General features: G+C 49.3%; 10 protein-coding genes. 3 read left to right on the top strand and 7 right to left on the bottom strand.

Annotation, left to right across the window (positions count from 1 at the left end):
- Window positions 1-221 precede the first annotated feature (221 nt).
- The 6 genes from ACMHKJ_RS08920 to yieE all read right to left on the bottom strand — a co-directional run bounded on the left by ACMHKJ_RS08920 (window position 222) and on the right by yieE (window position 8488).
- Entirely contained in the window at window positions 222-2195 is a 1974-nt protein-coding gene (locus tag ACMHKJ_RS08920; protein ID WP_413493234.1) for a ligand-gated channel protein, read from the bottom strand.
- A 393-nt stretch (window positions 2196-2588) separates the two neighbouring features.
- On the bottom strand, window positions 2589-3404 hold the full coding sequence (locus tag ACMHKJ_RS08915; RefSeq protein ID WP_413493232.1) for an ABC transporter ATP-binding protein: 816 nt from the start codon (window positions 3402-3404) through the stop codon (window positions 2589-2591).
- 1 nt (window position 3405) lies between these two features.
- Entirely contained in the window at window positions 3406-4503 is a 1098-nt protein-coding gene (locus ACMHKJ_RS08910; protein ID WP_413493230.1) for a FecCD family ABC transporter permease, read from the bottom strand.
- A gap of 27 nt (window positions 4504-4530) precedes the next feature.
- A complete protein-coding gene (locus tag ACMHKJ_RS08905) occupies window positions 4531-5655 on the bottom strand; it encodes an ABC transporter substrate-binding protein (RefSeq protein ID WP_413493228.1) in 1125 nt (374 codons plus the stop codon).
- A 292-nt stretch (window positions 5656-5947) separates the two neighbouring features.
- Entirely contained in the window at window positions 5948-7447 is a 1500-nt protein-coding gene (locus ACMHKJ_RS08900) for an amino acid permease (RefSeq protein WP_413493226.1), read from the bottom strand.
- A 174-nt stretch (window positions 7448-7621) separates the two neighbouring features.
- Window positions 7622-8488 carry a DNA-binding transcriptional regulator YeiE gene (gene yieE / locus ACMHKJ_RS08895; protein ID WP_413493224.1) on the bottom strand — a complete coding sequence of 289 codons (867 nt, stop codon included), beginning with the start codon at window positions 8486-8488 and terminating at the stop codon, window positions 7622-7624.
- Between the two features lie 180 nt (window positions 8489-8668).
- On the opposite strand from yieE, the gene ACMHKJ_RS08890 reads away from it, so the two are divergent.
- Together ACMHKJ_RS08890 and nfo are read left to right on the top strand one after the other, a co-directional pair.
- Window positions 8669-9757, top strand: coding sequence for a YeiH family protein (locus tag ACMHKJ_RS08890; protein ID WP_413493222.1), 1089 nt, complete (start codon window positions 8669-8671; stop codon window positions 9755-9757).
- Window positions 9758-9848: 91 nt separating this feature from the next.
- Entirely contained in the window at window positions 9849-10691 is an 843-nt protein-coding gene (gene nfo / locus ACMHKJ_RS08885) for a deoxyribonuclease IV (protein WP_413493220.1), read from the top strand.
- 6 nt (window positions 10692-10697) lie between these two features.
- Here nfo and fruK read toward each other — a convergent pair whose 3' ends face one another.
- A complete protein-coding gene (gene fruK, locus ACMHKJ_RS08880; RefSeq protein ID WP_413493219.1) occupies window positions 10698-11633 on the bottom strand; it encodes a 1-phosphofructokinase in 936 nt (311 codons plus the stop codon).
- A 238-nt stretch (window positions 11634-11871) separates the two neighbouring features.
- Between fruK and ACMHKJ_RS08875 the strand changes: the two genes are divergently transcribed.
- Entirely contained in the window at window positions 11872-12294 is a 423-nt protein-coding gene (locus ACMHKJ_RS08875; protein ID WP_413493217.1) for a nucleotide triphosphate diphosphatase NUDT15, read from the top strand.
- Window positions 12295-12319: the final 25 nt, after the last annotated feature.

Here is a 12319-nt window from a genome sequence, read left to right as displayed (position 1 = left end):
GACGAAACTTTGAAAATTTATAGCAAAAACGTTAAAAAATCCGGTTGATATCGTATTTTTCAGTCATACTGACGCCATAAAAAAACACGGCTCCGCAAGGGAAACCGTGTTGTTGTACTCAGTAATAACTGACAACCCTACCCAACGTCATTCAGGATGCAGGAAGGCGGCTGGCTGAACGCCGCCAACTAACCTGCGGTTTGAATGAATAAGGGTATACATCAGAAATTATAATTCATACCAATATTATAACGACGGCCATCTAAAGTTGCGCCGTAATCATCCATATCAATGCGGCGATCCAGCACGTTATACACGCCCGCCACAAAATTCAGGTCTTTACTCATCTGATAGCTGCCGCCGATATCGACTGTTGCATAAGAACCGGTTCCCGACGCCATATTGGTGCGTGACAGGTAATCAGACGTTTTACCGCGGAAGTTAACCCGGCTCCAGCTTTTCACATCCTGCGTGGTATCCCAGTCAAGTGTCGCATTAGCCATATGTTTAGGGGTTTTGTTCAGCGCTTTACCTTTGAATTTACCGCTTTTTTGCTCGGAATCTGTGAAGGTATAGTTTGCTGATAATGACAGTGTGTCTGTCATTTCCCAGTTCATTATCGCTTCAACGCCGCGCATATTGGCTTTGTCGACATTGATACGGTCACTGACGAAAATGTAAGCATTGCCATCCGGATCTTTTTCGGTACACGTTTTATCCGTTCCTGTACCACAACGGCGGATTTCCGTGATCTTATCTTTAAAGTCAGTGTTAAAGACCGTCAGGCTCATATTGAGGTTATCCTGATTGTTCCACATCACACTGATTTCTTCAGTAACGGTTTTCTCCGGTTTCAGCTCCGGGTTACCAAAGATAACAGCATTCGAGTTACCGCCGCCGGTTGCCTGTCCCCAGGAGGCTGTCGCCTGGCGCAGATCCGGTGAACGGTAGCCCGTTGAGACGCCGCCTTTGACTGACCAGCTTTCATCAAGATGCCAGACGCCGTAAACACGCGGTGTCCAATGCGTGCCGAAGTTTTCATCCTCATCCATACGCAGGCCGCCGGTCAGCGTGAAATCATTGGTCAGCGCCCAGTCATCTTCCGCAAACAGCGCCCAACTGTAACGTTCCAGCTTATTACCCGTCAGCTTATTGCCCTTATCTTTCAGCTCTTCAAAACGATACTGACCGCCGAGGCTTATCATATGGTCACCCAGAGGCACTACTGTCTGATTACGCGCAATGGTGTCGTAATATTCCATATCACGACCGGGGTTTTTGGTTTCGTTGCGCTGAACATAGCTGTTCATACTGCCCCAGTCATACTGACCATCATGGGTCAGCGCGTATTGCATCATTTCATATTTACTGAAGCCGCTGGATTTTTTCTTCTTGCTTGATTCTGAGGCGCTCTTTTCCCAGCGTGAATCGCGGTGCTGGTTATCTTTTTTGAAATCGAAATCAATACTGTTCTGCTCATCCGGTGTCAGTGTCAGCGTACCGCCGCCGCTGGTCATTATCTGGCGGTTAAATCCGTTTGAAAAATTATCTTCACCACGATGGGAATACTGACCATTCACTTTCATGCTCAGCAGGTTATCGATCAGCGGACCAGCGGCGAAAACACTACCCTGCCCGGTATTACCACTGTTTTTGCTTTCTGTAATGGTCGCATCAGTCCGGATACTGGTGTGCCACTCACCCTGTGCTTTACGCGTGATAATATTGATAACCCCGCCCATGGCATCCGAGCCATACAGTGACGACATCGGGCCGCGTACCACTTCAATGCGTTCAATCGCAGTGAGCGGCGGCAACCATCCCTGTTCAATACCGGAGTTATCACTATTAGGACGTGTTTCGCGGCTGGCAACGCGCTTGCCATCAACGAGGATCATGGTGTATTTCGGATCCATCCCGCGAATACTGATGTCAGAAGAGCTCCCGCCACCGGTAACCACCACACCCGGCACATCTTTCAGCGCATCAGTGACATCACGGTAAGCTTTGCCTTCCAGCTCTTCACGTGACACCACGGAAATGGTGGCTGCGGCATCTTCTATTTTCTGCTGAAAGCCGGATGCGGTGGTCACCACAATCACATCCTCTTTAGCGGCTGCCTGTACTGCGGATACCTGTGCAGTGAGTGCTGCGATAACACCTAACGCCACTTTTCGTTTTGAAAAAATAACCATTATTTTTGATTCTCCAAGAAAGAAATATTTATTTATGGACAATCGACATTTGCTCTGAGGGCTTTATACCCTTATTCATTCAAACCGCAGGTTCGTTGGCCGCACTCAGCCAGCCGGGTCACATACTTATGTATGCTCTCCGGCTGTCTTCCCTTGCCGCCTTCCTGCATCTTGAATGACGTTGGGTATATATCCCTTTATTTTAATAATAATTACCCTGCCGTTTCCGACATTAATAATTATTTTATTACCTTTAATAAGGTTAATTATATTTATACAGAAAATAACACAACAATATCAGACCGACACAGTCTGAATAACACCTGAGATTATACTTTCCTGCGAAAATAACTTTCGCAGGAAAAAAGAAAAATTACATTACCATTCGGTTTATTATAACAGTGACGCCTCAGCCCTCGGCACCAGACCATCAATCACCACATGCGGAACAGCCTGTGTGCAGTGCTCTATACGCCCGCGCACACCATAAACCCTTGCCAGACTATCCGGGGTAATAACCGCTTCCGGTTCACCTTCCGCAATTAAATTGCCGTCTTTCAGCATTAATATATGATCACCATGACGCAATGCAATATTAATATCATGAACCACCACAACCGTTATAATATTCCGCCGTTGTGTTTCACGTTTAACTAAATCCATCACATGATATTGATAATTTAAATCCAGCGCACTCAATGGTTCATCCAGTAATAATAATGACGGCTTGCGGATTAAGGATTGTGCCAGCCCGACCAATTGTTTCTGCCCGCCGGATAATTGATCCAGATAATGCAGCGCCAGATGTTCAATACCTAATTGTGACAGCAAAGACATGACATCATTTTCACTGTCACTGTCTGATACCCCGCCGGATGCGCGCTGTGCCACAATCACGGACTCCAGCACATGCAGATGCACACCTGCCGGTAATGTCTGCGGCAGATAAACCACCTGTTTTGCACGCTGTGCAAAATTCATCATGGTCAGGTCATGCCCGTCGAGCAGCAACTCACCGGTGGCTTTATTCAGCCCGGCCATTGCGCGCAGCAGTGTGGATTTACCACTGCCGTTCGGTCCGAGCAGTACGGTGATTTTTCCGCGCGGCAAGGGTGCCACATTCAGGTTTTCAATGATTTTACGTTTAGGATAACCCGCGTAAAAACCATTGATTTGTAATCCATTGGCAGATAGTGCGTTGATATCCATTTTACATGTTCCCTTTATGACGCAGGATCATGCTCAGGAAGAACGGCACACCTACCAGTGATGTAACGATACCGACCGGAATAATGACGCCCGGGATCAGGTTTTTCGAGGCAATCGATGCCATCGATAACACCAGCGCCCCTATTAGCGCACTTGCCGGTAAATAGAAGCGGTGATCTTCACCAAACATCATCCGCGCAATATGGGGAGCGACCAGACCGATAAACGCAATCGGTCCGACAAATGCCACCGCCAGTGCAGTCAGAATACTGATGCGCAATAATGTCCCGAGACGCAGACGGCGCACATTAATACCAAAACTAACCGCGCGATCTTCACCCAGGCGCAGCGCCGTCAGTTTCCAGGAGTTACTCATGGAAATCGGCAGCAATATGGCAAAAGCCAGCACCATCACGCCCAGTTTAATCCAGGTGGCACGCGCCAGGCTGCCCATTGTCCAGAACACCAGTCCCTGTAAGGTATCTTCCGTGGCAATAAATTGCATCATGGACACCAGAGCATTAAAGGTAAAGACCATTGCGATACCAAACAGCACCACACCGGAGGTTGCCACGCGCGTCCAGCGGGTGATGACGTCAAGCATCATTGCAGAGAGCAGTGCAAACACGAAAGCGTTAGCTGAAACCAGCCATTGATCCGGCACGCCCGGAATACCCAGACCGAGGACTATCGCCAGCGCAGCACCAAATGATGCAGCGCTGGATACCCCGAGGGTAAACGGGCTTGCCAGCGGGTTATTGAGAATGGTCTGCATTTCAGCACCGGCAAGACCGAGGGACATACCGACCACCACCGCCATCAGGGCATATGGCAGACGGATATCCCAGACAATCACACGGGTTCCCGCAGAGACACTTTCCGGCGATACCAGAGTCTGCCACAGCGCCTCAAGAGAGAGCCCGGAAGGTCCCATCGTGAAATCCAGCAGCACAGTACAGAGAATAATGACGATGACCGCTGACATCATCATCAGCCGCCTGCGCAGCAAGTTCCGGTAATGTGATTTAACATCACAACTCAAACTACCGTCTGTCTTACCCGGCGTGGTCTGTAACATGGCTTCTGTGGTAACACTCATTCTTCAAATACCTGCTGACACTTAATATTATTTACCGCTGACCCAGTATGTTCCTGTCGGTTCGACTGCCAGGAACTGGCTGTACATCTCATCCATGGTTTTCTTCGGATCTAAATCTTTAAACTGCTCCGGATAGAACCACTTGGCGAACATCTGCGCGGCCAGCACGTTATAAGGGGAGTTATAATAGTTGTGCCAGATGGCATAGTCACGCCCTTCTTTCACCGCCGTCAGAGTATTAATACCCTTGCGCTCTGTTATGGCTTTAAGGCTGGCTTTTGCTTCTGCTTCTGTCGCTTTCGCGCCCAGTTGCACACCGGCATCTGTACTGCCCGGCTCTTTTGCGCCGCTGATCAGATAGATATCCGGGTCAACCGCAATCACTTTTTCCAGGTTCATTGTCCCCAGCGGGGTCGGTAATACCGCTTTAGCGATATTTTTGCCCCCGGCGAGATCAATAAAGTTACCGAGATTACCATCACCGGCAGTACCGCAGCAGTCAGGGAATGACCCGGCACGCAGTTCAATAAAGACAGTGGGTTTTTTATCTTCCGGGATGTTGTCTGTCACATCCGTCACTAATTTCATCTGCTTTTGATAGAAATCTTCAAAAGCTTTGGCTTTCTCTTCACGGTGCAGCACTTTACCCAGCACACGCATGCCCGGCAGCGTATTTTTTAGCGGCTCATTACGGAAATCAACAAACACCACCGGGATACCGGCTTTTTCAAGTTGCCCGACGAGTTCGCTGTTTTTACCCGGTCCGTGACCGGCCAGACCAAAAATAGCCACATCCGGATTAAGCGTTAACACTTTTTCTGAACTGACACTGTCTGATGTGGTGTTACCAATCAGCGGGATATTGTCGATCTCAGGGAATTTAGCTTTATAAACAGCATAAGATTGCGGGTCGAGTTTGCGGAAATCTCCCTGCCACCCGGCAATGCGGGCCAGTGGTTTATCGCCTTCCAGCAGTGCCACAGCGTGGATCATGCGCCCTTCCCCTAACAGGATGCGCTCCACTTTTTCCGGAACCTGAACTGTGCGCCCTGCGGCATCAACCACTGTTTCAGCCCATGCTGTACTGCTCATCAGTACGGTACCTGCCACCAGACTCAGGCTGAGCCCCTTTGCTACAGAAATTAATTTCACGTTGCCGACTCCTGTTATCTGTCAGAAATTGGCGATAACAATAAAGCAAATAAGAACTCTTATCAATACGGAATAATTATCTTCCTCATTACAATCTGTCTATCTTTCCGGTGATAACGATATATCGAAAGATAACGCAACTGTATTTATGAAATTAACAGATAAAACATCTGACTTAATCGATAAAATTAGTTTCAATGTCACTGATACACCAACAGCGTCTGTTACATACAGACAAAAAAAACCTGACTAATAAAGTCAGGTTTTTTATCAATTTACGTAATAAGTCACACTATCCGGCAGAACCCGGTTCTTTATAGCTTCCGGGAAAGTCCATTTCACCATAGCGGACAAAACGGGTGCGTTTGGTAATTTTGTAACCAAACCAGATAGCGAGGAACAGCGGCAGCCCGATATACGTGGCGACCACACCGACCCAGTCAATCTGATCCTGAAGGAATGCTTCATAGTTCTGTCCCAGGGTAATGCCCAGACACAAAACAAAGGCAAAGATAGGGCCTACCGGGAAAAAGCCGGAACGATACGGAAGATCTTTCAGGTCATAGCCCTGGGCAATATAGCCTCTGCGGAACCGGTAATGACTGATGGCAATCCCCAGCCAGGCGATAAAGCCGGTCATCCCCGAGGCATTGAGCAGCCACAGATAAACAGACTGATTACCAAACATAGAAGTTAGGAAACAGAGTGCGGCAACCACGGTTGTGGCAATCAGCGCATTACGCGGCACACCGCCTTTTGATAATTTACCGAATATTTTCGGTGCCTTACCGGATCGCGCCAGGGTATACAACATACGGGTTGATGCATACATACCTGAGTTACCCGCAGACAGGACGGCTGTCAGGATAACCGCATTCATTACCGCCGCAGCGGACAGTAAACCGGCACGTTCAAAGACCAGGGTGAACGGACTGACACTGATATCCGATGTTCCGTTACGCAGCAGGTTCGGGTCGGTATACGGAATAATCAGGCTGATGACTAAAATAGCCAGCACATAAAACAGCAGGATGCGCCAGAACACTTTACGCACAGCTTTCGGGATGTTTTTCGCCGGATCTTTTGATTCACCTGCCGCAATACCAATAAGCTCCGTTCCCTGGAAAGAGAAACCGACTATCATTGCCACCCCGATCATCGCAGCGAATCCGCCTTTAAACGGCGCTTCTCCGATGGTCCAGTTGTGCCAGCCCGCACCTTCACCACCTTTCATAATTCCGCTGATCATCATGACACCCACAATGATAAACAGAATAACGGTAGTAACTTTAATTAATGAGAACCAGTATTCCGTTTCGCCAAACCCTTTAACAGAAATGAAGTTGATAAGGAACATGATCGCAAGGAAAGCGGCACTCCAGACCCAGCCCGGAATTTCTTCAGCCGGGAACCAGTAGGTCATCACCAACTGCGCCGCCACCAGGTCAACAGCGATAGTGACCGCCCAGTTGTACCAGTAGTTCCAGCCCAGCGCGAAGCCAAAGCCTTCATCGACATATTTTGCACCGTAAGTAGCGAAAGAGCCGGAGACCGGCATATATGCTGCCAGTTCGCCCAGGCTGGTCATTAAAAAATAGACCATTAAGCCGATAATCGCGTAGGTTAACAGCGCCCCTGCCGGTCCCGCCTGAGCAACCGTAGCCCCGGATGCAACAAATAACCCGGTTCCGATGGAACCCCCGATGGCAATCATTGCCAGATGGCGCGCTTTTAATTCACGGCGCAGTGTCTGGGGTTGCTCACCCGCAGATTGATTCGCTTGCTGAGACATTACAATCCTGTTTTATGTTGTTCTTTTTGATCCGCTGTGCACGATTGTAGCGAAATCCCGGGGCAGTACCCAGCAAATATGCGGTATTATAAGATACCTGCATAATTGATACGGGATTATAAGCACCCGGCTTATAATTGCCGCCGCTGAACCGGCGGCAGAGAACAGACCACCTCAGCGGCAATATGTCAGGAAGGTATTAAGTGCATTGGAGATATGCTTCTGGCGGTGATAAATACGAAACAGTGTACGGGTCAGGGTAAGCCCGCCGACACGCACTTCCGCCAGCAACCCGTTATGCAGTTGCTCATCTATCACCCTGCGGGACAGGCAACTGACACCGCGCCCGAAACGTACCGCGTGTTTGATAGCCTCGGAATTACCCAGTTCCATTTCCACACGAAAGCCCGGCAGCCGGGTAAACAGGATTTGATCCAGCACTTCTCTTGTACCGGAACCCCGCTCACGCAATATCCAGGACGCTCTCTGCAAATCATCCAGCGTCACAATATTCTTCTGACTCAGCGGATTATCCGGGCTGCAAAAAATCACCAGCTCATCTTCCAGCCAGGGTTCGGTAATCAGTTCAGGGGAGTGACACGCGCCTTCGATAAGCCCCATGTCCACACGAAATTCCAGTACTGATTTGATAACGTCCTCAGTATTGGATATATATAACTCTAACGGGGTGTTTTCATGCACCGCCCGGTACGTGCCCAGGATCTTAGGCAGCATATAGTTACCGATTGTTGTACTGGCGGCGAAACGTAATGCGCCCGCATCGGTTTTAAACAGTTGTTCAATTTCGCCTGCCTGCTCCAGCAGCGCAACGGCTTTGGGGTATAATAAGCGCCCGTGCTCATTAGTGACCAGTCGTTTTCCGACCCTGTCGAATAGCTGAACATTCAGCTGGTTTTCCAGATCAGTCAGCGAGGCGCTCACAGCGGACTGTGAGAGTGACAGTTGGAGGGAAGCTTGTGTCGTCGAACCGGACTTCTGAACTTCTGCAAAAACTTCAAGTTGTCTCAGTGTGATGCGCATGGCAGCGATCCCTTATTTTATCCCGATTTTTATCATCATATTAACATTATACTTATAATTTAACATTGCCATTACCGCTAACCTGATTTTTCGATTGATTATAGAATTATTATCAATTTTTAAAATATTACGCTTTTCGCTATGCTGTTGCCCATCGTTATTTGTTTGTGAGAACCACACATGTCAGAGAGTAAGATGAAAACAGAAAAAACTAAAAACACCGCCACATCAACGTCGCTGAAACTGATTCCGGGCTTTGCCCTCGCGGGGGTTCTGACAACCACCGCCATGTTACTCGGTGAGATGCCGTGGTTTATTAACCTGGGGCTGGGCGCACTGACGCTGGCTATTTTGCTGGGAATTGTGGCGGGTAACACGGTGTATCCGAACGTAAAGCCGCAATGTGAACACGGTGTGGGGTTTGCCAAACACTATTTTTTACGCGCGGGTATTATTTTGTATGGCTTCCGTCTGACCTTTCAGCAAATTGCCGATGTCGGTCTCAGCGGCGTGATTGTCGATGCCGTTATGCTGATAAGCACATTTTTTATCGCAATGTATATCGGGCGTAAATGGTTCGGGCTGGATGAACAAACGGTGATCCTGATCGGTGCCGGCAGCAGTATCTGTGGTGCCGCAGCCGTCATGGCAGCAGAGCCGGTCGTGAAAGCGCCCGCCAGTAAGGTTGCCGTCGCTATCTCAACCGTGGTTATTTTCGGGACACTCGGGATCTTTCTGTATCCGTGGCTGTTTCACCTGAATGCCACCCTCGGCTGGCTGCCGTTTAATGAGATGAGTTTCGGGGTGTATGCGGGGTCTTCCGTGCATGAAGTGGCACAGGTTGTGGCGATTGGTCATGCCATTAGCCCGGATGCGGAAAATGCGGCGGTGATCAGTAAAATGATTCGCGTGATGATGCTCGCGCCGTTCCTGCTTATCCTGTCACAATACCTGAGCCGTCTGAACAACAAAGCCAGCGGTGGTGCGCAGACAAAATCAAAAATCACTATTCCGTGGTTTGCCGTTTTCTTTATCCTTGTGGCAGGATTTAACTCATTCCATCTGATCCCTGAAGTGATTGTTAGCTACATAATCACTCTAGATACTATTTTACTGGCAATGGCAATGGTAGCGCTGGGCTTAACCACACACGTCAGTGCTATCCGTCAGGCGGGAATTAAACCGATGCTGATGGCGCTGGTGCTCTTCGTCTGGCTGATTATCGGCGGCGCGGCAATCAACCTGGTTATACCATCACTCCTGAGCTGAACCGGTTATCCCGGTTGTGCGACCGCGACCACCTGTCACTGCAATCTCCTTTTCCTTGTGCCATAATCGGCACAAAGAAGGAGAATAAAAAATGAAATATGTAGGAGCACATGTCAGCGCCGCAGGCGGTGTTGATCAGGCCGTTTTACGCGCACATGAAATAGGTGCCACAGCATTCGCCCTGTTCACCAAAAATCAGCGCCAGTGGAAAGCGGCTCCCCTGTCGGAAGACGTCATTACGACATTCAAAGCCAACTGCAAAAAATACGGCTACGGCAAAGGTCAGATCCTGCCTCACGACAGCTATCTGATTAACCTCGGACACCCGGAGCAGGAAGCGCTGGATAAATCCCGCGATGCCTTTCTGGATGAATTACAGCGCTGTGAACAGTTAGGGATTGATCGTATCAACTTTCATCCCGGCAGTTTTCTGAATAAAATTGCAGTTGATGATTGCCTGAAACGCATTGCTGAATCCATTAATATTGTGCTGGATAAGACAACCGGTGTGATTGCTGTCATCGAAAACACCGCCGGTCAGGGAACAAATCTCGGGTTCCGTTTTGAACAGCTCGCCGCCATTATTGACGGCGTGGAGGATAAATCACGGGTCGGCGTTTGTATCGATACCTGCCACGCCTTCGCCGCCGGCTATGATTTACGGACGGCTGAAACCTGTAAAGCGACGTTTGATGAATTTGAACGCGTAGTCGGATTTGAGTATCTGAAAGGTATGCACCTTAATGATGCAAAAAGTGAATTCGCCAGCCGCGTTGACCGTCACGACAGTCTGGGTATCGGAAAAATCGGTAATGCACCGTTTGAATTTATTATGAAAGATAAGCGGTTTAACGGCATTCCGATGGTACTGGAAACCGTTAATCCGGATATCTGGCCGCAGGAAATTGCGTGGCTGAAATCTCTGGCGAAATAACCCGGCTCAAACCGGGTTCAATGTAATCCTGGCCATCATGGCAGCCAGTTCAGCGCGGTCACGAACACCGACGCCGGGCTGGCTCACCGCCAGTGCGGAAACCGCTGTCGCCATCCGCAGTGTGTGTTCACTGCTCTGGCTCATCAGCAGACCATACACCAGCCCGCCGACCATCGAATCCCCTGCACCAACTGTGCTTATCACCTCACAGTGCGGTGGTTTGGCAAGCCAGGCACCGGACGCATTAACCCACAACGCGCCCTCCTGCCCTAATGATATCACCACATGAGCAATACCTTTATCCCGCAGCGCATGAGCGGCGGTGATAACATCAGTCAGTTCCGGCAAGGGTTTTCCTGCCCAGATTTCCAACTCATGGCGGTTGGGTTTCACCAGCCACGGAGTGGCTTTCAGCCCCGCCACCAGCGCTTCCCGGCTGCTGTCAAAAATAATGCACGGACATAACTGACGCAGCTTGCTCATCCAGGCAGTAAACCACGCAGGTTCAACGCCTTCAGGCAGACTGCCGCTGACCACCACCATGTCGAACTGCCCGAGCCAGGTAAGCGAATCGGTCATAAATTTCTGCCATTCACTTTCCGCGATGCGAAAACCGGAAAAATTAAGATCAGTCACTGACCCGCTGTTTTCCGTGAGTTTGACATTAATCCGGGTGCGACCGGGGATGACATGGAAGCGGTTTGCCAACCCGTTTTCACTGAAAAAATACTGAAACTCTTCCTGATTTTCTTTTCCCAGAAAACCACTGACGGTGACATCCACGCCAAGATCGCGCAGGACTTTTGCCACATTGATGCCTTTTCCCGCAGGATGTAACCCGACAGTTCTGACACGATTCACCTCGCCCAGCTCAAGGGATGAACACATCCCTACCAGGTCATAGGCCGGATTTAAGGTAATAGTGGCTACTCGACGGGTCATCAGCCGGAGGCTCCCTAAGTTATTATTGGCTAAGCGGCTATAAACATTATTAATATTCAGTGGCGTGACAAATAAGCCACTTTTGAATCGTTTCAGTTATAACACACCCGACAGGATATTCTATGCTCTGAATCATTCAATTTGCAGGAAGACCCTGTCAAAATAAAACACGCTGTCAGCCCGGCGGGCCGCAGTGTAACATAGCACCTGTAATCTGATTAAGAATAAGGACAGAACAATGTCAGTCGTTGTCGGCACCGGTGTCATCATTATCAATAACAAAGGTGAGGTTTTGCTGGGAAAACGCAGCGGAAAACATGCGCCTTACTGGTCAATCTTCGGCGGTCATGTTGATCCCGGGGAAACCTTTGAAGCCTGTGCTATCCGTGAAATTGAGGAAGAGGTTGGTATTACCCTGCACAACCCGCAGGTTATCGGGCTGTGTAATAACCTGCAAACCTATCAGGAAGAGGGAAAACACACAGTGTCTGTTTGTCTGCTGGCAAACTATGACAGTGATACCCTGCCAGCTATTCAGGAGCCGGATAAATTCAGCGCTATTACATGGTGCAGCCCTGATACCCTGCCCGAGCCACACTTTGAAGCCAGCCGTAATGCCATCCATCTGTGGCAGACACAACAATTTTACCTGAAAAAATAACACGCTGAACCTTCCTGCGCTGCTC

Origin of the sequence: Morganella psychrotolerans (assembly GCF_965118875.1) — a bacterium.
GTDB classification, from domain to species: Bacteria; Pseudomonadota; Gammaproteobacteria; order Enterobacterales; family Enterobacteriaceae; genus Morganella; species Morganella psychrotolerans_C.
The sequence above is the reverse complement of the archived record's forward strand: the minus strand, read 5'-3'. Positions and strand labels throughout refer to the sequence as shown.

What these genes read in the sequence shown, in the direction of transcription:
- ACMHKJ_RS08920 (WP_413493234.1), bottom strand. Translation starts at nt 2,195, where the DNA reads ATGGTTATTTTTTCAAAACGAAAAGTGGCGTTAGGTGTTATCGCAGCA.
- ACMHKJ_RS08915 (WP_413493232.1), bottom strand. Translation starts at nt 3,404, where the DNA reads ATGGATATCAACGCACTATCTGCCAATGGATTACAAATCAATGGTTTT.
- ACMHKJ_RS08910 (WP_413493230.1), bottom strand. Translation starts at nt 4,503, where the DNA reads ATGAGTGTTACCACAGAAGCCATGTTACAGACCACGCCGGGTAAGACA.
- ACMHKJ_RS08900 (WP_413493226.1), bottom strand. Translation starts at nt 7,447, where the DNA reads ATGTCTCAGCAAGCGAATCAATCTGCGGGTGAGCAACCCCAGACACTG.
- yieE (WP_413493224.1), bottom strand. Translation starts at nt 8,488, where the DNA reads ATGCGCATCACACTGAGACAACTTGAAGTTTTTGCAGAAGTTCAGAAG.
- ACMHKJ_RS08890 (WP_413493222.1), top strand. Translation starts at nt 8,669, where the DNA reads ATGTCAGAGAGTAAGATGAAAACAGAAAAAACTAAAAACACCGCCACA.
- nfo (WP_413493220.1), top strand. Translation starts at nt 9,849, where the DNA reads ATGAAATATGTAGGAGCACATGTCAGCGCCGCAGGCGGTGTTGATCAG.
- fruK (WP_413493219.1), bottom strand. Translation starts at nt 11,633, where the DNA reads ATGACCCGTCGAGTAGCCACTATTACCTTAAATCCGGCCTATGACCTG.
- ACMHKJ_RS08875 (WP_413493217.1), top strand. Translation starts at nt 11,872, where the DNA reads ATGTCAGTCGTTGTCGGCACCGGTGTCATCATTATCAATAACAAAGGT.